Genomic DNA, 19,879 nt, shown 5'->3' with positions numbered 1-19,879 from the left:
TCGATTACATAAAAATAAAGCATGAGTCAGATAACCCCAACTCATGCCTTTTTATTATTTACTTTTTCTGTCGAGTAGCTGCGTACACGTCGATTCCACCTAAGCAGCTACTGTTTCAGAAACGTGTCTACCATGGCTGTTACTTCGTAAAATGAAGAGGTCTATGATCGGTCTTAATCAATGGGTGATGGATTACATTTTGTTTGAGAGGGTGAGTGTGCGTCCGTGTTCAGCCTGGTCCACAGAACTAGTCGAGATCGAACTCCCCACGATGACAGCCGTTAGGACAAGGGATGAGAGAATGATTCCTGATAAGATACGTTTCATTTTAGTGCCTCCTTTTTTTGCAGGTTCTTTTTAGCAAGGTATGCCTTATAAAAATAATGACTCGCTCTTTGATGATCCTCTTTATTATGAAAGTATTGTGCTAACTCACCGCAATAGTCTTCAATAAATCCAAATAGTTCATGTGTCTCAAAGTATTGGATTCCCTCCATCACGATGTTTTCTAACTCCTGGTCAACTAGACTATTATGGAAAGCTCTCACGATATTAAAGTGATGTTTATATTCTTCATTAGTGTACTGAATTCCTTTTTGCACGAATATCTCTGCTTTTTCAAAATCGTTCAGTTTAAAATATTCACGCGCTAAGAGGAAAATGGTCTTATAATATGGCTCCTCTTGTTCATATACTTCTTGAAGATAACGGATTGCTAAATCTGAGATGTTCTGTTCGGCATAAAGGTAGCCTAGGTTATACCTGATTAGAAGGGTAAGGTTCTTATGTTCTTGCTTGTTTGCCATATCCAGCGCACTCAGGAAATGTTCTTCGGCTTTTGTATACTGCTTTAGTGAGGTACAACTGAGTCCCTTAATGTTCTCGCAGTCTGCTGTTATCACCTCATAACCTTTAACTTCGCTAAAAATATTCAGTGCATCGTTTGCATAGTGTAAAGCCGTTAATGGCTGACGAATATGATAGTACAGGATAGACGCCTTATAGAAGAAGTCCGCCCTTATCGTATCATCAGAAACATAGTCTAATAGGTGGTATGCGTCTATAAAGCTCGATTCAGCTCGATCGTATTCTCCCAGGTTGGTCGAGAGGATACCGTTATAGAAATGATAGTAAAAACCTATTAGATCGTTCCCAATTCTATGGATATCATGTATCTGTTTGAGTGTTGCATGAGCAGCAGACATATCTCGCTTTAATATAAGGTAGCGGCTTTTCAATAACTGGTAGTAAACTTCTGAGTCAGGGTCACTCAACTCTTTTATAGATTTATTTATTTCATTATGTAGTCTATCTGCTTCTTCAATTATGTTTGTCCGTATACTCTCATGCCAAAGCTCTAACGCTTGAAAGATCGGATCTCCTTTGACTATCTGAACACTCATTAAATTTCTCCTCTCAAAAGATTCTACTTTAAATCTAGCATAAATTGGAAATAAAAAACTTGGGAAAATACGGGTGTTTTTGGTGCGTTAATCATACAAATTTAACCATGTTTTTCCCAATACAGAATGATAACGAAGATAAGTTAGTACTTGAAAACACTCTAATACTATTTTCACGATTTAAGGAAGGAGTATAGATAGATACATTTCTACAAAAAGTAGAGAGGCATTTTTTACTTTGAAATGCTCAATAAGACTGCAGCGCTTTTAAATAAATACATATAAAAACACTCCCTGAAAAGGAGTGTGAATTACTTTATACCTTTATAAAAGTTATATTCATCGATGTTTTCAATACAGTTCATACGATCACCAATTAATAACCCGAAATCGGTAAACGCATGAGATTTTGCTGTTATTAAATTCTTATCTTCAACTAGTCGTTTATTAACATAAATTCCATCTGAGAAATTTGGAATCATGGATGAAGTTGTGTATGTTCGGCCTTTTAATAGACCTGCACGACATAATAAGTCAACCCCGTGGCCGATCGCTGCAACTCTTAGCTTTTCACGGTTAAAATCTTGTAGCAATTTCACCAAGTGATGATTCATAGGTCCAGTAGTTTCTCCTCCAGGGAGAATCAACATATCATACTCCCAAGATCTTATATTTTTTATCTTTATATTCGGTTGTATGATTAATCCGCAAGCTGATTTAATTTGTCCAGGAAATAGGGAAAAAGTATGGAGATTATAATTCTTCTTTAAAATTGAAAGAACGGGTGCCACTTCAACTTCTTTAAATTTTGGATAAATATATAATAAAATATTCTCTGCCACTGACACTTTCCAATCTACTATATAAACTACCCAGGGGGCGTATTAAAATTGTAGCACTTAAAGAACATGTTGGTTATTGGGAAAATAGACACGGGTAGATAGTAATGAGTTGTTCTAATGAAAAGCAATTTTCCCAAGTTTTCATATCGAATTACTTAAAAAATTTTTGAAATGGTTCATTATTTGATTATTTCCTGTAGTATGAATGGAAGCTTTTATATTTATTTATGGAATTTTTAATCAAAATTCCCTAGTTTTACTTTATCTCTTTAGTGTAATAAGGTAATATAGTCTTTTAAAATCATAGGCAGGTGTCTACGTTGGTTATTTTTACGGGAAAAACATATAAAAATAATAAAGGTTATCTTTATATACCTGTTACTTGGAGAGAAGAATTTAATTTGAGATCAGGAAAGGTAGTTGGAATAGATTATAAGAATGATTGTCTTGTTATCGATTCTAAACCTTCAAGAGAATATAAACAAAAGATAGATTCTAAGGGCAATTTAACAATTCCTTTAGACCTAAGAGAGAAATTACATAGCAATAATTTTCATATCATAATTGAACAACTGGAAGAGAGAATAATCCTTGCACCCATACTAGATTAATTTTAGATAGGAGGAAAAAAAATTAACAATTTAAATGATCAGCAAAGAAAATTAAATTTGATAAATAAGAAAAGAGAAAAGTTGATCGAATTGGGTATCATTCTGAATAACTTAACTGACCCTCGATTAATTAAATTAAGTGAAGAGTTGGATAGAATGATCATTGAATACCAAAAGATGTGTTTAGGAAGCAAAAAGCACGCCAGTAATAGCGTGCCATACTTTTAATTGAACTTTTCTAATAACTTAACCAAAACATTTCTTGATTGTTCAATATTCATTCCATTCGCGACATTTCTTAAAGACGCTCGCCAACCAGCTGAAATGATGAATTCAGTTCCTTCCATTTCTTCATTCAATATTTCTTTAAAAAGAATCGCTGCTAAATCTTTATTGTCACTAGGATCTTGTTCACTTAATAGCCGGCATACATTTAATTTTACAGCAGAATCAAAACCTACAAGGATTGCGGCTTTTATAGACAAAATAGGTTCTTCATGAACCGCAGAAGCTCCCTCCATTCTACTAATAATCCTTCGTTCAACTTCTTCGCGAACAATTCGATACAACTCTAGTTTATTTCCAAAATGATGATAGAGTGCACCGGTAGTGACTCCGATTGATTTCGCGAATTGCTGGACGTTCACTCCTTCAAAACCGTGTGTTCCAAAGTCTTTAATCGCTTGATTTAAAATTCTTTCTCTTAGCGTTCCTGGGATTGGGATGTTTGATTTCATAGGTTAATAATAACATCTTGACGCTATTACGTAAATGATTTATGATTTACGTAAATCGTTTATGTTTACCTAATATTTGGATAAGGGAGAGAGTATTATGAAGTTAGTTTTTCATTCACAACCTGTTAAACAGATGAAGAAGGCAGTAACTTTTTACCGTGATGTTTTGGGTATGGAAGAGGCGTGGAGAGAAGGAGATCATACTGTGGCATTCAAAACAAATGCGGATACCCAAATCCTGCTTGAAGATGATGCGGAAGAACATACATACGGACCAGGAAGTGTTTTCTTAGTCGATAGTGTTGATGAGTTTTATAACGAAAACAATACATCGCTTAAATTTGTAAAAGAACCGAGTGATATTCCACCGGGAAGATATGCGATTTTTAGTGATGATTCAGGGAATCCGATTCGTATAATTGACATGTCAAAAAAATAAGAAAGTCGAGTGCACTTCTTCAACAAGGAGAAGTGCACTTTATTATTGCACTTTTTTACATGAATAAACGTACTTAACCACATAAAAATAATAGTTAATTAGGGTGTAGTGAGTACATAACTTAGCTTTTTTCATAGTTAAATATCGAATATACTAAGTTATTCGTTTAAAAGGTTGTGAATAAATGTTAAGGAATAGTAAGACAGAAAAGCAAAAAAGAAAATTAAAATCGGTTCAATTGAATGTTTATTTTATCTATCGGCTGTCTTTTTTCAGCGCTATAATTAATTCTTCCTTTCATACTTGAGAAGCACTGCAGATTTTTCTTAATTAAAGAGACCCCATTATTCACTTTTTACATTCCGAAGTGTTGAACGTTCCTGTTTGTCCGACTTTTTAAGCACGGACATACTTCCATCTGTTTCAAGGACAACTGCTTCAACTTGCTCCATGGAATGAATACCGGAAGAACGGGCGGCTTGAAGGATCTCTACAGTCTGAACACGCGCTTTCTTCATGGTTTTATCTAAATAACGGCCGTGATAATAGAGCAACTCCGGTGACGCCTTAACAAGATTTTGGACAGATTTAGATCGGACTGACAACCAGGCAACAATGTATTGCATACCGATAAGGACAAGCATAGCTGTAATTCCTTCTGTATACTTTACATTTTTGTTTAGCAGGATTGTAGCCAGTGTTGAACCGAGCGCTACCGTTACAACTAAATCGAATGCATTCATTTTGGATAATGTGCGTTTGCCAGAAACGCGCAAAAGAATAATCAATGATGTATATGAGAGCACACCGACTATAACTGTTCTAACGATCACATCCCATGATGAAAAAAACATATAACCCCTCCTGTAAAAAATATACGGTCTTTATTCAGTTTCCTTTTTATCAGTGTGGAAAACATTAAAATTGTTGAGGTCAGATCGGTGATAGGGTCTGGTTGGGCTATATTTATTCTATCTTCAACCGGGGGAGAACGAACGGACCAATTAAAACGTTTATACAATTATTACTAAGGTTACTTATATAAGATAAGTCTTTATGTAAACAACCTGGAAGGATGTGATTATTTGTATTTATTGCTGAGTCTCTTGTTCGCGATAGGATTTGCCATTATTCATATGAGTTCTAAATATCTTAACTTTATTAAAGAGACCCCTCGAAGCCGTTTTTTATCAGTTGCTGGAGGAGTGGCGGTTGCATACGTATTTGTTCATCTTTTACCAGAATTGAACCACTATCAGCAGAATCTTAATGAAACATTAAAAGAAGGTGTAGGTAGATACATAGAAAATCATATCTACTTGATTGCTATGCTTGGCCTTGCGATGTTTTACGGACTTGAACGTATGATTAAGATTTCGAAAAAGAAGCAAAAGAACATTTATCATACCTCTCCAGGCGTATTTTGGATTCATGTGTCGTCTTTTTTTATTTATAACGCGGTAATAGGATACCTCCTGGTCAGAGACGAATTTCGAAGCGGCTGGGAAATGTTATTTTACTTTATTGCCTTAAGTATTCATTTTATTACGAATGATCGTGGACTGCGGAGAGACCATAAAAATGTTTACGACAAATATGGAAGGGTGCTGTTAGCCCTTTCGACTTTAATCGGCTGGGGAATCGGTGTTATAACTGAAGTTCATGAAGTAATTATCTCTGTATTAGTTGCCTTTTTGGCAGGAGGTATAATCTTGAATGTTATGAAGGAAGAGCTTCCAGAAGAACGTGAAAGCAGTTTCTCTGCCTTTGCACTAGGAATTGTGAGTTACACACTACTATTAATGTTAGTTTAATATCCATATGGAGGAGAAAGTGGAGGTAACTTTTCTTTTGAAAAATATCACTGGTAGCAAAATGGCATTTTTTTATTCAACTGTGGCTTATTGCTTTAAAAATGAGTAATGGTCTTTTTCTTGGATAACATTTAATCATAATTCAATATTATTTATAGAACTAAACTTTATATATCAGGGGAAGGTGACATAAATGTATCCGAATCAAAATATTCTACATACCTGGAAAAAGTTTGATCGTTTCCCGATGGAAACACTAACGAAGGCTTGGTATTTTGACCAAGGAAAAGAAAAGAAACAAAGAGATGTTTCCTTGATGAAAGAGCATCGGGAACAATACGGAATTACGGGTAACTGTTTTGATCTCGCACTTTGGTTGCTGGACGAATTCAAAAAAGATGGGATAACAGCCTATCCGATCGGTTCAAAGTTTAACACCGAAAAAGCACATGTTGCTGTCATTGCTCTAGACGAGAAGGGTAGGGGGTATTTGTGTGATTTGGGAGACCAGTGGTTAACTCCGATCTTGGTGGATACTAGTGCCGAAGATTATACGAACGAGAAGCTGACTGGTTTTTTTCCTGGGGCCAAGATTCAAATAGAACGCGAAAAAGGTGGATTAATATATATTCAATATCACCGGCCAAACGGAAAGGCATCAACACAAACGTTCAACCTCAACCCCATTGAGATGAGCGAGTTTATGAAAGCCGCAGAGTTCTCGCAGAATCATATCCATCCAATTCCGCTTTTTGAATGCAGAATACCTTACGAGGATGAGATTGCTCACTGGGAATTTTATAATTGGGAAAGCTTTCTTAGTACGAATAATGGTTTGCATAGAGGCGATCAATCAGATTCTATCGAGCACTGGGTAGATGTTATACATGAGAAATCTAGTTACAGCAAACAATTTTTGATAGAAGCCCTTACCAAATACAAAAACGTGACTAACGATTAAGACATATGTACTTATGAATAGAGAATAAACTAGTTTAAAAAACGATCTCCATATTTATCGATATAAAGAGAGCCGTCCTTTTGAACTTCAGCATAAAAAACTTCGTTCATACTTTTGATCCCTTGTTTGATCAACTCAGCTTCCAACCAACTTTTTGAAAGGTTTAATTGTTCAAGATTCTCTTGTGAAAGTTGTCCGTCAGAGATAATCATCGTGGGAACTTCAAATGTATTTGTTTTTGGTGTAATATTCAGATCTTCCTTCATTAGTTGCTGTTTTGCCTCTTTCTTCATTACCGAAAGCGTGCCATCTGTTTCAAAGATGGCATAATCAACGTCTTTTAAGGAAAATATATTCTTCTTTCTTAACATCACATTGAGGGCACCGATATCTAGGCGAAGCTTTCTCAGTTCACCTTCCAAAACTTTTCCCTTTCTTACAACAATCCGTGGTGAACCTTCAATAAGGAGGCGAGCCTTTCTAGATTTGATATCTAGAAGTCCCATGACAATCGTAAAGATACTCCAGGCAATCAAAGCGATTAGCCCCTTTGTGATACTGATGCTATTGTCGATCGCTAAAGAAGCACCTAGTGTGCCTAACGAAATAGCAGATACGAAGTTAAAAAAGGTAAGCTGGGATATCTCCTTTCTGCCCATAAATCTAGTGAGAAGAAGGAGTACAATAAATGAAAGAACCAGTCTAAGTAACAATTCTGTAATGGACATAATCTTTCTCCTGAATTTTGTTTCAATTAGTATCTGTTGGTTCAAACCATTTATTCATGAAGGATGAGCAATGACATACGTTAGTCATCAGATGTTGGGTTTTTATGGTAAAATCAAAAAGAAAGGGGGCTTGTCTATGTTTTTATATAAAATAGATGAAAATATCGCTTTACGATCGTTAAATGTAAATGATTCAGAGGAGCTTTTCCATTTAACCATCGACTCAAAAGACTATCTGAAAGAATGGTTAGGCTGGCTGGATTATACAAATGAAATAGAAGATACGAGAGAGTTCATCCAAGCCACGTTAAAAGGTTTTGTCGAAACGGGAGGTTATCCCAAATCGGCGACTATCTTATATCAAGGGAAAATTGCGGGTACGATCGGATTTAATGAAATAAACAAACTCCACAAGATTGGCGTTATGGGCTATTGGCTGGGGAAAGATTTTCAAGGGCACGGAATCATGACAAAAGCGTGTAAAGCGTTTATCGAATACGGATTTAATGAACTGAACCTGAACCGAATCGAGATTAGAGTGGCAGAAGAAAATAGAAAAAGCCGGTCGATACCTGAAAGACTCGGATTTACAGAAGAAGGTAAGATCAGACAAGCGGAATGGCTATATGACCATTACGTGGACCATATCATTTATGGTCTTTTAGCAGAAGAATGGTCAAAGAATAAACAAGAAAACATGCAGCAAACGAAACAGCCTTCTTGATGAAGTGCTGTTTTTTTATCATGTATCTATCATCTTCCTGTTATGTAAAAAAATACAAATACATACTATGATGAATATAGAATCAAAGAATCATAGGAGGTAACAATTATGGCGATGCCAACTCATATCGTAGCAGTAGGTGCATGGGTAGAAGATGATCATGGAAACATTTTATTGGTAAAAACACATGATGAAGGCTGGGTGTTTCCTGGCGGGCAGGTGGAAAACGGGGAAAGCTTAATGGATGCAGTGATCAGAGAAACGAAGGAAGAAAGCGGGATCGATATTGAGGTCTCACATCTATCAGGAGTTTATTCCAACACATGTGAATACATAGGGCATGATGGAGTAACACACATTCCAACAAAAGTGATGTTCGACTTCGTCTGCAAACCCATCGGAGGAAAATTGGACATTCAAGAAGGAGAAACCACTGAAAGCCGCTGGGTGCCGATAGATCAAGTATTAGATTTCGTTAAAGAGGAAGCGATTCGAACCCGCTTGAAAGATTTCTTAAAAAAAAATGGAAACATTCACTACAAGGACTATGTGACAAAACCAGAGTTTAAATTAAAACTGGAAAGGACCGTTTAGGTGAGTTGAGTGAATAGAAAAATATTTATTGTATTATTCATCATTCTAAGTTTATTTATCTTTCCTCCGCTGCTGGCACCATCCGTTCATGACAGCGACAATCAGGAATCGGCCATTCGGGCAGATCTAGTAGAGAGAGGACATCCTTATCAGAGTTTCATAGCGTACATAGAAGAGAATGGCAGTGATCCCGAATATGGTGAAAGGTTCGACGTGACCTGGCATGATTTTGAAAGTGCAACAGGAATGACACCGACTATATTTTATGTGAAGAAAAACGATAAAGGTTACGAGGTTGTCTCAGCGGGTACAGGACCTTAAGTTGTGAATGAACAAAAAGAGGTGAAGAGTATGGATAGCATCATCTTTGATCTGGATGGGACCATATGGGATCCGATCGATACCGTTCTGGATGCGTGGAATAGCCGTATTAAAGAACACGAACAAATTAAGCGGGAACTAACTCGGACTGACTTTGAAAGTACGATGGGGTTACAAATGCATGAGATCAGTGTAAAGCTGTTTCCTGATTTAAATGAGGATATCCGCACACAAGTCATTAATGAGTGCTGCGATACGGAACAAGGTTACTTAAAGAAACACGGAGGCAATCTTTATCCCCATGTAGAGGATGTGTTGAAAAAGCTTTCGGAAAAATACAAGCTTTATATCGTAAGTAACTGTCAGGATGGCTATATCGAATCCTTTTATGCGTTTCATAAGTTGGAAAAGTACTTCCTAGATTATGAGAATCCAGGGAGAACGGGACTTTCAAAAGGCGAGAACATCAAACTGATAATCCAAAGAAATAACCTATCTGATCCTATATATGTAGGAGATACAGAGGGGGATTGTAAAGCAGCCAAATACGCTGAAGTTCCTTTTGTTTATGCCAAATATGGATTCGGCCAGGTAAATGAATATGACGAGTCTATCGATACATTCGATGACCTTGTAAAAAGATATATAACGGAAGAAAGCGGTGCAGTTCTCTAAGAAGGAGAAGTGCACCTTTTCATTGAATGTTAGAGTAAAATAATGGAAGGTGCAAAATGATCGACTTTACAGGAACACCGAAAATAGAAACAGAGCGATTAATCCTAAGAAAGTTTGAGATGACGGATGTTCAATGTGCTTTTGACCATTGGCTGTCAGATGAACGTGTCGCTGACAATCGCGTCAATCCCGCACACAAATCTGTTTTGCAAACAATAAAGAGAATATCTAAAATTGTAACTCAATATGAAAGTAAGGAGTTTTGTTACTGGGCGATTGAGTTGAAAGAGACCGGTGAACTTATTGGTGAAATTGATTTATATGATTTCGATAGTGCCACAGATAACTGTGAGGTAAGTTATTCACTGGGACATAGATGGTGGAATCAAGGCTATGGAACCGAAACCTTGAGGGCGGTTGTGGAATTTGGTTTCAGGACGATGAATATCCATAAGATATCAGCAGCGCATAACACCGATAACCCAGCTTCAGGAAAGATTATGAGGAAGGTTGGGATGGAACAAGAGGGAGTAATCAGACATATGATCCGCAATAGCAAGAATCATTACAAGGATTGTGCGGTGTATGGCATTCTTCGAGAAGATTATTTGGAACATCAAATTACATCCCAATCCTGTTAATAATTAATTAAGACAATTCTGGAGTTGATTATATGGAGAAGAAAAAAGTAACTCATCTCGTATATAACCTGTTGGTAATTTTGACTGCATTAATAATGGGCATATATCATTTCCCGAGCACTCTTTCACAATTTGCATTTCTAATAATAGGAATAGGAATTTTCTTTACGCTGGAATTGATTATCCCCAAGGCAAAGAGAAACCTGAAATTGGGTTTTACAATTAGTTTTTTAATAACTTTTTCGCTGCTTTTTGTCATTACTTTTTGGAATTAAAATGAATCGTGATTTCTTTAGGAGGTCCAGGAGAATTTGAAAAAGGTTGTAGTTTTTGTAATTACTCTACTTTTACTATTATCCCTTTTAACAGGTTGTGAATCGGAACGGAAGAATGAAACTAAATATATAAAGGCTCGAGATAGAGCTATCGAGTATGTTGAAAAGAACCATGATTGGGACCTTTCGCCAACATTCAAATATGAAACAGAAGATAATGGTGTGGGCGTAACGTATAACGTTCTTGGGAAAAAAGATAGCTTTGGCATAACGGGTCCTTTTCCAATCGTAGCCGGTGTGAAGCAAAAATATTTTTGGTTTTATTGGGGAGAAGATCAAATTAAAGATCAGCCAGTTGAAATCATGGCCTACAAAAAAGGGTCGAACGAATTAATCAAGTTGTTTTCAGGTGAATTTTACGAAGGTGCTCAAATCAGTGAGAATGAAGTAAATATGCCCTCCAATCTAAAGTTTCCATCCGCAGGCGTTTGGAATGTACTTATTTATATTAATGATCAACTATCTGGAAATATCGTGGTAAAAGTCGTACCAAAAGGATAAAAGGAGGGATAACTATTAAACCCAAACTCTCTTTTCTATTATTAATTGTTTTATTTTGTGCATTGATCCTTCCAACAAAATCACTTGCAACCAATTGGGCTTATCCATTTGTCGTTTGGGATGGTTACATTTATATAGTGAACGATGAGTATGTTACAGAGATAGATAAAGAAATCGGTAAGGTTACGAGATATTCAGATATGTATCCGCAGCCTGGAAACTTTTCAAATGTTTATGAGAAAGGAACCAAGTATTACGCTATTAAAGATGTTAGTACTGATGAAGCCATTGCGGTGGAAGACGGCAGCGGAAAATATAAAAAGGCTGTAAGAGAGAAGGAGTATACGTATGGAAACGAAGACTCTCCAGCAGATAAAAGTTCAGACATGACTGCAACACTTTTAATCCTGTCTGCCATTACAATTTTTCTAATTATATTCGTGTTGAAGAAAATAAAAAGATAAAGGAAAAGTTTATTTATGACTAGACTAGTAATCATGACAGTCGGCAAAACACATAGCGGAAAGACTACTTTTGCAAAGGCATTAGAAAAAGAACTACATAACTCAGTAGTGATCGATCAAGATAACCATGCTGAATTCCTGCATGCTTATTACCAGACATTGTTACCGAAGCAAGGACCGAATGTAATTAAGTATGCGATCACAAAAACGATAGTGGATTACGCAGTTAATGAAACGAATTGCCACATCATTCGTTGTAACTCCAACCGAAACAGGGAAGGCCGATTGAATCAGCTTGCCTATTACCATGAAAAAGGATTTACGAGTATACTAGTTAACTTTGATATTCCGGCTCATGTTCTTGAAGAGAGAATTGCAAAGAGTGATCGAAGTAAGAATGTATTGCGCGTCGCTTCAACGTTCGAGGAAGTTCTGACTCGCCAAGAGAATGAGACGAATAAAGGAGATATCTTACCTCCAGCAGAAGGAGAAGCAGATCATCTATTTGTAATCAAAAACCCTGATGACATTCAATCTGTTATTGGAAAAATAGTTAACATGGCACAAAGTGTTGGTACTTAAGTGCTCGGACTATAAATAAAGGAGGAAGTGATGTTGGATCATTTTTTGCTGAATGTTTTACTGCTCCTGGCTATATATAGTCTGTTCATCTACATATTTAATAAGGTTATGCGGAAGTGGCTTAAGGTTGAAAAGAAGAAGGTCTTTTCATACACCCATGTGAATCATAAACACAAAAAAATAGATTGGATGATTAGAATTACGTTTTTATTATTAATAATCATCAGTACGACGATCAACATTATGCGCATGCAAAAAGGTTTAGAAAAACTTTGGTTTTTAGAAACATACGTGATTCTTTTTATTTTTATCATCGTTACGGAAACGGCAAGAGCTTTGATGGAACGAAAATACGCTGAGAATAGAAATGATTATAAGTTCACGATTGTCCAATTAGTGTTCATATCGGTTTTGTTGTTTTTAACATATTCGACTAACTTTTTTTGGTTGGTTTAGTTGAAGGGGGATTCGTTTTGTCATATAAAAAAGAAATCATTCTTGTAGGCACTTTTCACTTTGAACAAGATACAGAGCTAATAAAAAATAAAGAAGATGAAATTGAAGAACTAGTTGATTACTTTTCAAAGTTACAACCAACAAAAGTAGCCCTGGAATGGGAAAACGCTCAAAATGAAGAACTGAATGATAAATATAAACATTCAGGTGATAGTGAAGAAATAGATGAAATCCAGCAAATAGGGTTTAGGTTAGCCCAGAAATTATCTCATGAGAGAGTATATGCAGTAAATTGGGCAGGAGATCTTACGCAAAATGATATGGTGAAACTCAATAACACTATCCAAAGTTCATATCCAGAAATTCTTAACACAATGAACTCATTACAAGAAAGTACCCCAGAAATTAGTGCTGATAAAAAGTTAATCCAATCTTATAAAGAGTTAAACGATAAAAAATATATAATAGAACTTGAAAAAATCTATCTGTACTTTGTTGAAGTTGAAGATGACAAGGGTGACATGATCGGAGTTAACTTCCTAAACAAATGGTCGGAGAGAGAATTGATGATCTTTAAAAATATAGTTGAAATTGCATCGGATCATTCTGATGAGCGTATTCTGCTAGTAATAGGAAGTGATCATCTTTGGATGTTAAGGAAGTTATTTGAAGGTATGGGATGGCATGTAATCAATCCTTTTCATATTGATGCATTCTTAAAGACAGCATTCTCGAAATAAGTATGGAGGCTGCAAATGAAAAAGTGGAAAACTTTAAGTTCGGAATATTTTTACAAAACACCATTTGGTAACTTAAGAAAAGACAGATGTGAGCTGCCAAATGGACATATTATAGATGATTATTACATAAATGAATATGCTAATTGGGTAAATGCCATTGTTGTAACGAAAGACAATAAGATTGTTCTTGTGGAACAATATCGGTATGCAGGAGATGATGTTTTCTTAGAGATACCAGCTGGAAAAATGGAGGAGAATGAAACATATGAAGAAGGCATACTTAGAGAAGTAAGGGAAGAAACTGGATTTACTTCAATGGTGAAACCAATTAAATTAGGTGAGTATATGGTCAATCCTGCTACACAAAACAATAAAGTCATTACTTTTCTCATTTTGGATGCCTATCAAGAATTTGAACAAGATTTAGATGCAACAGAAGAAATAGAGTTACGTTTATTTGAATTTGATAAACTAGGAGATTTAATCAGAACGAATCAACTAAAAACACAACTATTCACAGCACACGCTTATTTTATGGCTAAGGATTATTTAGCTAAGAAAAGGAGCTATATATGATTCGTGAAGCAGAAGGTACGGATAAGAATAAGTTGTTTGAACTCTATAGAATGTTAGTTCCCAATAGTAGAAAAATGAATGTACTTGAAGAACAAATCGAAACAATAAGAAAGCACCCTTACAACTTTTTGTTCGTATACGATGAAGGTGGAGAAATATTAGGGACTGTAACACTAAATATATGTTTGCAGGCTCTGCATGGCAAGAGGCCATACGGAGTAATTGAGAACATTATTGTACATGAGAATCATCGGAATAAGAATATAGGACAAAAACTTTTACAGTATGTTGAGAATTATTGTAGTTCGCTAAATTGCCATAGAATAATGCTTCTTAGTAATTCAACCCGTGAAAGTGCTCATCAATTCTTCGAAAGAGAAGGATTTGATGGATTAGTCAGTAAGGGATTCAAGAAGTATTTATAAATGGAAAATCAAAATTTCTTTAGCATAACTAAATAATTCTTTTTAAACAATTAGGTGCATTTCTGTAAGAAAGAGAATGCACTTTTTATTTTGGATTAATCAACCTTCTTGTTCTGATATCCGAAATAAAAAAGAGGTTAAAGATTTTTTGTAACCTTTTCCTATTTCGTTTGTCATTATCTTTGGGAGGAGAGAAGAACATGGCAGATCCGCTTGAAGAGATGTATCACGCATATAAAGAACCGATCTTCCGTTATCTCCGCAATATGTGCCGAAGCCGTACGATTGCAGAGGAACTTACGCATGATACATTCATAAAAGCTTTCAAGGGATATGGCCGTTTTCGCGGTGAGTCCTCCCTTAAAACGTGGCTATTTAAAATTGCGAGGAATACATATTTAAATGAAGCGGGAAAATTTTCACGAAAGAATGGATTCCTTTTGCAGAACCTGAACTTCAATCAAAAGGAACCACTCGAAACATAGAAACAGAAATGATGATCAAGCAAACACTTCAAAGGCTTTCAGAAAAAGAAAGATCGCTACTGGTATTAAGAGAGCAAGGTTTTTCCCTCAAAGAGATGGCAGAAATTCTGAACCAGACGGAAGGCAACATAAAGGTCGGCATTCATCGGGCAAAAAAGAAGTTCAAGGAATTTTATCTTGAAGACGAGGAGGGAAGAAGATGAAACTAGATTGCAGTCTTGTAGAAGATTTGTATCCATTATATGAAGAAAATGAATTAAAACCGGAAAACAGACGTGCAGTGGAAGAACATTTAAAGGAATGCAGCCGATGCCGTGAGTTGTATCAAAAAGGCAGCGGATTTTCTGAAGTATCGCTCTTACCTGAAGATAAGGAAGAAAAAGTATCTAAAGATCTAGATGACCGGATCAGGCTGAACTTCCGATTAAGAAGAATGAAAGTCATTGCCGTTCTTCTTGCAGCTATCATCATTGTTACAGGAATCAACCGATATGCTGCAAACCGTGAACAAGTAGCCACCCTTTTAAACGGGATGTATCTTTATTGCGAAACACTTAATGGAATTGCAAAAGATCCTTATGAATCTAGCAGTGAATATTTATCTTCTTCCATTGACGATATTATTGATTTGGACAACGAATTGAATTGGCTCGAACGCAATTTATTTAAAAATACCTCCTATAATTTTTTTGTAGATTCCGAGGGTTTTAATGAAATGCTAAATAGTCTAAAAGAGCGAAAAAGTCAGGGACTTCAGGATGAAACAGATGTGGAGGCAATTGAACTTTTGCAAAAGCATTCTAATACATTATTTCAGCACGTTCGAAGTGAGTATAATAGCTTTCATCATGGCTATAGTTCTTATTTTGAGATTCTGAATATTGATGGAATTGGAGAACCGATTACCAAAATCGAGGAACTCGCTTACTTTTATAACACCTATCACAAGCTGCCTTCTGAGATGAAGCTGTTGGAAGAGAAAGAATTAGAGAAGAAAATTAGAACAGTATTCAATATAGAGGAGGAAAAGGTCGAACTAGAAAAATCTCATAATGATGTTCCTGGTGTTTACCGCTTTGAAATCAATGGTATTCGTGGTGAGATTAACGGGTACTCTGGAATGATTTTTGATGCGGATAGCTCATTGAGATTGAATGATAAAAAGACTAAAGACAAGAAGGAAGTTATGGAAAAGGCAAAACAATTTGTCAAAAAAATTTACGGCAATAACGCTCACTTTGAAATGTGGCGAGAAAATATAGGTGGCCAGCCAAGTATCTACAGATTCAGGTTTGTTCCGCTTGCCGGAGAATATAGATTGCTATTCCAGGGATCTGAACCGTATTACATCCAATTTGATGCGGAAACTGGTGACAGCATGTTTTTAGCACACAGGCCAATGCTTACAAAAGAATTTTTCGCAAAAAAATACAAGGCAGTGCTTAGTACAGAATTAATTGAATCCAAGGCTGAGCAAGTTTCAGGTGTAAAAGGAAAATCGGTAGAAAAAGGCATTATTTATTCAACGGTATCTGCCGATTACGTTCTTGTCCATGTTTTCGAAGGTGAGGATAGCTTCGTTTATATTAATGCCGAGACAGGTATAGTTGAAAGGCCATATGTTTTTAACTATTGAAGTTATCAGGAGGATAGCATATGAATTCAACCAAAAATAATGGTATAGAGTTTCTTGAATTTATTAATGTAACGGAAGAAGAAATCTTTAATTATCCTCCTTTAGCGGGCTCATTTGCAGTAATAAAATGTGAAGGTAAGTACCTTATGTGTTACAACGTCTGGCGAGAACAGTGGGAGTTGCCAGCAGGTAGTAGGGAAGATGGAGAAACTCCAAAGGAATGCGCAAGAAGAGAACTGTATGAAGAAACAGGACAAATTGTAACTGATTTAAAGTTTAAAGGATTATTAAAGTCTAAAAAATTAAATGGAGAGATTAAATTTAATCCCGTGTACTTTACGAACATGGAAAAACTTCAACCTTTTAAGGAAAACGAAGAAACTTCAAAAATAATGCTATGGGATTTAAGAGAGGAAATTGGTTCGATTGATTCCGTAGATATCAGAATACTAGATTTTATTTAATTATAAAATTAATATAAATGGCCTTCTCAAGAAAAAATGATATGATTGTAAAAATAAATTCGGAGAGGAGCAACGAGATGATAGATTATAATGGCCGCAGCTTTGTTTCAGTAGAAAACACAGATAACGGAGAAGTTTCCTCAAAGACCTTTTTTGAATATAAACAAGAGGGTCAGATCATCACAGCAACTTACGGTGGAGGGGAAATCATAAAAGGAACATTGGTCGGAATCGTAAAGGAAGACGGTAGTTTAGATTTTAGGTACAACCACGTAAATACGAAAAATGAAATTAGAGGCGGACAATGTAATTCAACTCCTGAAATCTTACCAGATGGGCGAATCAGGCTGTACGAGAATTGGAAATGGCTTGATTCAGAAGCGACTGAGGGACATTCCGTTATTGAAGAAGTTAAAATATAAAATCGTTCGTTACAACTAAAGATAAAAAAAGTAATCGTTTAAAGTGGAGCATTTCTTCAAGAAGGAGAAGTGCTCTTTTTTATTGAAATAAAGTGAATGTTAGTGAATAACTTAGAAAAAGGATTAGGTATTTCTTTGGAGGGATTATGTTGGATCACAAAATCAAAGAATTAAGTATTATTTCATCTTTATTAACAGTAGCGGGGTTAATACTGATGTTTTCGAGTATTTATTTTGCGACTTCCATTGGGGATTCATGGCTTCTAGATCAAGGCGGTGTGGCTGATACCGGGCAGTATAACCGGGTTGTTGACACGTATAAAAATAACTTTGTGATCATTGGCAGCATCCTGTTTGGAGCAGGTGTCTTAACAGCCATTCTAACGTACTTTATATCCTTCCTAACCGTAAAGAATGAGAATAGAAATATAGTCTGACGAGGTGGTAAAAGAGTTGAGGAGCTTACATAAATATTATGCAGCTATGCGGCTTATCGGCATTCTTATGCTGACTGGATGTATAGGTGAGGATTATTATGAAGACCCGCCTACAGTACATTTAGATATAGGAGATAAGAAGTATAAACTTAAAGAGGGAAATCGCAACTGGAGATTTACTGATGAAGAACTCAATAAGGAACACATCGATTTGAAAGAGCTCGCTGCGAAACAGAAACAGATTACGGTGAAACCAGGCGGGCGAGCTCTCCTAGTTTATGAACAGAATGGTAAAGACGGCCGTTATATCTATACCGGGCAAACGATTAGTGTAGTAGTCAGACAAGGGGATGAGATTCAGATTCTGAGTGAACAAGCTGGAGGGTTCTATTTCCCAAAAGAAAAAGGGAATTATGTATTAGAAATTGACTTCGATTCGGATCAGGGAGATACAGAATTTGTGGGTAATATTAAGGTGGAATAACTATTAGTAAGCGGGTGAACCCATCGTCAAATTCCCGTTTTTTAAATCGATTGAAAACCACCATCCAGAAAGTGGAGACTTTTTTGCTAGATCATCTGCTTCCGTACAAGCAACCTGCTTACCACTTAGATACCAAAAGTTATAATGTTCTGGAGGTGTAGTTTTAAATATTAAATGGCCATCCAAATCAAATCCATACAAATAGTCCGTTGATTTTGGATCTCTTGTTAGTATCAGTACTCGATTTATAGCTGTAAGAACTTGGACAGTTTCAACTTTGCCTAATATGATTTCCTCTGTGCCTTTTTTTACGGTGTTAAAATCAGTACCGTTTGTAGAGAAATGAAATGCATCATTTATTCCAAGGAACATTTTTCTGCCTCCTAAGGTTTAAGTGTTGATTATTTTATTATAGACCAACTCCAAATACAGCGTAATAAAACTAAAGCAGATACCACTGTTATTTGAACAGTTAAACGATAATGTCCGTTTTTTATTAAAATGTAGTGGGGAGGATAAGGATGAATGGAGTTATATGGATTTTAATAATGGTTTTTTGGTTAATCATAATGAGTTTTATAGGTAAAAAACTTAAAAATGATCGTGTAATGAATGGTTATCTTATCAGTGCAGGAATTCTATTTCCAGCCATATATTTTTGGCAGAAATTTGCTAACGGATTTGAAAAAATGGGATGGTTTGCTTTTGTAATTTGTTTTTTGTGTACGGGTATTATCTTACGTATAACCAATCCTTTAGAATTGGATAAAGAAGAGAGCAGATAAAAAAAGGGGATGAGATAATCACCCTGCTTGCTGATTAGTTAATGCCTATTTTAAACTTTTTTTGAAATTAGAATGTTCTTTATACATTTTAGCTTGATAAGCATTGTAACCTGGGAAAGGATGTGATCGGTTGGATCATAAAATTATTATTATTCCCTATGAATCTAAGTATGCTGAACAAAAAGTTGAAATGTGGAGAGAGAGTAAGTACAAGGCAATTGGTCAAAAAGAGGTTCATAGTTTTGAAAGCCATGTATACTATTTGAATCATATTTTACCTAAAGAATATCAAGTTGATATAGCCCTATGGGGTGAAAAAGTGGTTGGAATCATTGCCTATAACGAAACGGAAATTAGCCAACTCTATATACATAACGATCATCAAGGTAAAGGTATAGGAAAAAGCTTACTCAGAAAAGCGAAGGAACAATCATCCGCAAGATTAACATTATATACATTCGAGATTAATAAAAAAGCCCAACGCTTTTATGAGATGAATGGCTTTAAAATCATTGGTAGAGGGCATGAGAATGAAGAGAATTTGCCAGATATTCTATATGAATGGGTAGCAAATGAATAGTGTAGGTAAAGTCAGAT

Annotated in this window: 33 protein-coding genes; 26 read left to right on the top strand and 7 right to left on the bottom strand. The window is 35.9% G+C overall.

The window, feature by feature from the left end; all coding sequences use genetic code 11:
• Positions 1 to 192 precede the first annotated feature (192 nt).
• From EV282_RS20605 to EV282_RS13440, 3 genes are all read right to left on the bottom strand, one after another.
• Positions 193 to 327 (bottom strand): hypothetical protein, encoded by a 135-nt coding sequence (locus EV282_RS20605; RefSeq protein WP_278043772.1) that lies wholly within the window; start codon positions 325 to 327, stop codon positions 193 to 195.
• Positions 324 to 1,403: a tetratricopeptide repeat protein gene (locus EV282_RS13445; RefSeq protein ID WP_130296288.1), complete on the bottom strand. Its 1,080-nt coding sequence runs from the start codon at positions 1,401 to 1,403 to the stop codon at positions 324 to 326. The genes EV282_RS20605 and EV282_RS13445 overlap by 4 nt, the downstream gene beginning before the upstream one ends.
• Positions 1,404 to 1,714: 311 nt before the next feature.
• On the bottom strand, positions 1,715 to 2,245 hold the full coding sequence (locus EV282_RS13440) for a DJ-1/PfpI family protein (protein WP_165389464.1): 531 nt from the start codon (positions 2,243 to 2,245) through the stop codon (positions 1,715 to 1,717).
• Positions 2,246 to 2,565: 320 nt separating this feature from the next.
• Here EV282_RS13440 and EV282_RS13435 point away from each other — a divergent pair, with 320 nt between their 5' ends.
• A complete protein-coding gene (locus EV282_RS13435; protein WP_130296286.1) occupies positions 2,566 to 2,856 on the top strand; it encodes a hypothetical protein in 291 nt (96 codons plus the stop codon).
• 57 nt (positions 2,857 to 2,913) lie between these two features.
• A complete protein-coding gene (locus tag EV282_RS13430; RefSeq protein WP_130296285.1) occupies positions 2,914 to 3,084 on the top strand; it encodes an aspartyl-phosphate phosphatase Spo0E family protein in 171 nt (56 codons plus the stop codon).
• On the opposite strand, the gene EV282_RS13425 is transcribed toward EV282_RS13430, so the two are convergent.
• Positions 3,081 to 3,593, bottom strand: a complete 513-nt coding sequence (locus EV282_RS13425; RefSeq protein WP_130296284.1) for a TetR/AcrR family transcriptional regulator — start codon at positions 3,591 to 3,593, stop codon at positions 3,081 to 3,083. The genes EV282_RS13430 and EV282_RS13425 overlap by 4 nt on opposite strands.
• Before the next feature lie 97 nt (positions 3,594 to 3,690).
• Between EV282_RS13425 and EV282_RS13420 the strand changes: the two genes are divergently transcribed.
• Positions 3,691 to 4,032 carry a VOC family protein gene (locus EV282_RS13420; protein ID WP_130296283.1) on the top strand — a complete coding sequence of 114 codons (342 nt, stop codon included), beginning with the start codon at positions 3,691 to 3,693 and terminating at the stop codon, positions 4,030 to 4,032.
• Between the two features lie 344 nt (positions 4,033 to 4,376).
• On the opposite strand, the gene EV282_RS13415 is transcribed toward EV282_RS13420, so the two are convergent.
• Entirely contained in the window at positions 4,377 to 4,886 is a 510-nt protein-coding gene (locus EV282_RS13415; protein ID WP_130296282.1) for a DUF421 domain-containing protein, read from the bottom strand.
• Positions 4,887 to 5,117: 231 nt separating this feature from the next.
• Between EV282_RS13415 and EV282_RS13410 the strand changes: the two genes are divergently transcribed.
• Both EV282_RS13410 and EV282_RS13405 read left to right on the top strand, forming a co-directional pair.
• A complete protein-coding gene (locus EV282_RS13410; RefSeq protein ID WP_130296281.1) occupies positions 5,118 to 5,846 on the top strand; it encodes a hypothetical protein in 729 nt (242 codons plus the stop codon).
• Between the two features lie 193 nt (positions 5,847 to 6,039).
• Positions 6,040 to 6,807, top strand: coding sequence for a hypothetical protein (locus EV282_RS13405; RefSeq protein ID WP_130296280.1), 768 nt, complete (start codon positions 6,040 to 6,042; stop codon positions 6,805 to 6,807).
• Between the two features lie 29 nt (positions 6,808 to 6,836).
• Here the strand turns inward: EV282_RS13405 and EV282_RS13400 are convergent, their stop codons facing one another.
• A complete protein-coding gene (locus EV282_RS13400; RefSeq protein ID WP_130296279.1) occupies positions 6,837 to 7,535 on the bottom strand; it encodes a YetF domain-containing protein in 699 nt (232 codons plus the stop codon).
• A 136-nt stretch (positions 7,536 to 7,671) separates the two neighbouring features.
• Here EV282_RS13400 and EV282_RS13395 point away from each other — a divergent pair, with 136 nt between their 5' ends.
• From EV282_RS13395 to EV282_RS13305, 19 genes are all read left to right on the top strand, one after another.
• A complete protein-coding gene (locus EV282_RS13395) occupies positions 7,672 to 8,259 on the top strand; it encodes a GNAT family N-acetyltransferase (protein WP_130296278.1) in 588 nt (195 codons plus the stop codon).
• A 108-nt stretch (positions 8,260 to 8,367) separates the two neighbouring features.
• Positions 8,368 to 8,853, top strand: coding sequence for an NUDIX hydrolase (locus EV282_RS13390; protein WP_130296277.1), 486 nt, complete (start codon positions 8,368 to 8,370; stop codon positions 8,851 to 8,853).
• A gap of 9 nt (positions 8,854 to 8,862) precedes the next feature.
• Positions 8,863 to 9,174, top strand: coding sequence for a hypothetical protein (locus tag EV282_RS13385; protein WP_130296276.1), 312 nt, complete (start codon positions 8,863 to 8,865; stop codon positions 9,172 to 9,174).
• A gap of 30 nt (positions 9,175 to 9,204) precedes the next feature.
• A complete protein-coding gene (locus EV282_RS13380) occupies positions 9,205 to 9,849 on the top strand; it encodes an HAD family hydrolase (RefSeq protein ID WP_130296275.1) in 645 nt (214 codons plus the stop codon).
• Positions 9,850 to 9,905: 56 nt separating this feature from the next.
• Positions 9,906 to 10,490: a GNAT family N-acetyltransferase gene (locus tag EV282_RS13375; protein ID WP_130296274.1), complete on the top strand. Its 585-nt coding sequence runs from the start codon at positions 9,906 to 9,908 to the stop codon at positions 10,488 to 10,490.
• 311 nt (positions 10,491 to 10,801) lie between these two features.
• The gene (locus EV282_RS13370; RefSeq protein WP_130296273.1) at positions 10,802 to 11,326 is read left to right on the top strand and encodes a hypothetical protein; all 525 of its coding nucleotides are present in this window, start codon (positions 10,802 to 10,804) and stop codon (positions 11,324 to 11,326) included.
• 137 nt (positions 11,327 to 11,463) lie between these two features.
• The gene (locus EV282_RS20440; protein WP_207224301.1) at positions 11,464 to 11,790 is read left to right on the top strand and encodes a hypothetical protein; all 327 of its coding nucleotides are present in this window, start codon (positions 11,464 to 11,466) and stop codon (positions 11,788 to 11,790) included.
• Positions 11,791 to 11,805: 15 nt separating this feature from the next.
• The gene (locus EV282_RS13360; RefSeq protein ID WP_130296272.1) at positions 11,806 to 12,372 is read left to right on the top strand and encodes an AAA family ATPase; all 567 of its coding nucleotides are present in this window, start codon (positions 11,806 to 11,808) and stop codon (positions 12,370 to 12,372) included.
• A 30-nt stretch (positions 12,373 to 12,402) separates the two neighbouring features.
• Positions 12,403 to 12,828 (top strand): DUF4181 domain-containing protein, encoded by a 426-nt coding sequence (locus tag EV282_RS13355; protein ID WP_130296271.1) that lies wholly within the window; start codon positions 12,403 to 12,405, stop codon positions 12,826 to 12,828.
• Between the two features lie 17 nt (positions 12,829 to 12,845).
• Complete coding sequence (locus EV282_RS13350) at positions 12,846 to 13,568, top strand: DUF5694 domain-containing protein (RefSeq protein WP_130296270.1); 723 nt, start codon at positions 12,846 to 12,848, stop codon at positions 13,566 to 13,568.
• Between the two features lie 15 nt (positions 13,569 to 13,583).
• A complete protein-coding gene (locus EV282_RS13345) occupies positions 13,584 to 14,144 on the top strand; it encodes an NUDIX hydrolase (RefSeq protein ID WP_130296269.1) in 561 nt (186 codons plus the stop codon).
• A complete protein-coding gene (locus EV282_RS13340) occupies positions 14,141 to 14,569 on the top strand; it encodes a GNAT family N-acetyltransferase (protein ID WP_130296268.1) in 429 nt (142 codons plus the stop codon). The genes EV282_RS13345 and EV282_RS13340 overlap by 4 nt, the downstream gene beginning before the upstream one ends.
• A 200-nt stretch (positions 14,570 to 14,769) precedes the next feature.
• Complete coding sequence (locus EV282_RS13335; protein ID WP_130296267.1) at positions 14,770 to 15,054, top strand: RNA polymerase sigma factor; 285 nt, start codon at positions 14,770 to 14,772, stop codon at positions 15,052 to 15,054.
• Between the two features lie 11 nt (positions 15,055 to 15,065).
• Positions 15,066 to 15,257: a sigma factor-like helix-turn-helix DNA-binding protein gene (locus EV282_RS13330; RefSeq protein ID WP_165389463.1), complete on the top strand. Its 192-nt coding sequence runs from the start codon at positions 15,066 to 15,068 to the stop codon at positions 15,255 to 15,257.
• Positions 15,254 to 16,690 (top strand): zf-HC2 domain-containing protein, encoded by a 1,437-nt coding sequence (locus EV282_RS13325; RefSeq protein ID WP_130296265.1) that lies wholly within the window; start codon positions 15,254 to 15,256, stop codon positions 16,688 to 16,690. The genes EV282_RS13330 and EV282_RS13325 overlap by 4 nt, the downstream gene beginning before the upstream one ends.
• 20 nt (positions 16,691 to 16,710) lie before the next feature.
• The gene (locus EV282_RS13320; RefSeq protein WP_130296264.1) at positions 16,711 to 17,154 is read left to right on the top strand and encodes an NUDIX domain-containing protein; all 444 of its coding nucleotides are present in this window, start codon (positions 16,711 to 16,713) and stop codon (positions 17,152 to 17,154) included.
• A gap of 77 nt (positions 17,155 to 17,231) precedes the next feature.
• Complete coding sequence (locus EV282_RS13315) at positions 17,232 to 17,576, top strand: n-acetylglutamate synthase (protein ID WP_207224300.1); 345 nt, start codon at positions 17,232 to 17,234, stop codon at positions 17,574 to 17,576.
• Between the two features lie 149 nt (positions 17,577 to 17,725).
• Positions 17,726 to 18,013, top strand: a complete 288-nt coding sequence (locus EV282_RS13310; protein WP_425590194.1) for a hypothetical protein — start codon at positions 17,726 to 17,728, stop codon at positions 18,011 to 18,013.
• 16 nt (positions 18,014 to 18,029) lie between these two features.
• Complete coding sequence (locus tag EV282_RS13305) at positions 18,030 to 18,497, top strand: hypothetical protein (protein WP_130296262.1); 468 nt, start codon at positions 18,030 to 18,032, stop codon at positions 18,495 to 18,497.
• Positions 18,498 to 18,500: 3 nt separating this feature from the next.
• Here EV282_RS13305 and EV282_RS13300 read toward each other — a convergent pair whose 3' ends face one another.
• Entirely contained in the window at positions 18,501 to 18,869 is a 369-nt protein-coding gene (locus EV282_RS13300) for a hypothetical protein (RefSeq protein WP_130296261.1), read from the bottom strand.
• Positions 18,870 to 19,018: 149 nt separating this feature from the next.
• Between EV282_RS13300 and EV282_RS13295 the strand changes: the two genes are divergently transcribed.
• On the top strand, positions 19,019 to 19,282 hold the full coding sequence (locus EV282_RS13295) for a hypothetical protein (protein WP_130296260.1): 264 nt from the start codon (positions 19,019 to 19,021) through the stop codon (positions 19,280 to 19,282).
• Positions 19,283 to 19,472: 190 nt separating this feature from the next.
• Positions 19,473 to 19,862: a GNAT family N-acetyltransferase gene (locus EV282_RS13290; protein ID WP_207224331.1), complete on the top strand. Its 390-nt coding sequence runs from the start codon at positions 19,473 to 19,475 to the stop codon at positions 19,860 to 19,862.
• The last annotated feature ends 17 nt before the right edge of the window (positions 19,863 to 19,879 follow it).

The organism is Fictibacillus sp. BK138 (assembly GCF_004216955.1).
In the GTDB taxonomy this organism is placed as follows: domain Bacteria; phylum Bacillota; class Bacilli; order Bacillales; family Fictibacillaceae; genus Fictibacillus.
Note: the sequence above shows the minus strand (reverse complement) of the source record. Positions and strands in the feature narration are given on the sequence as shown.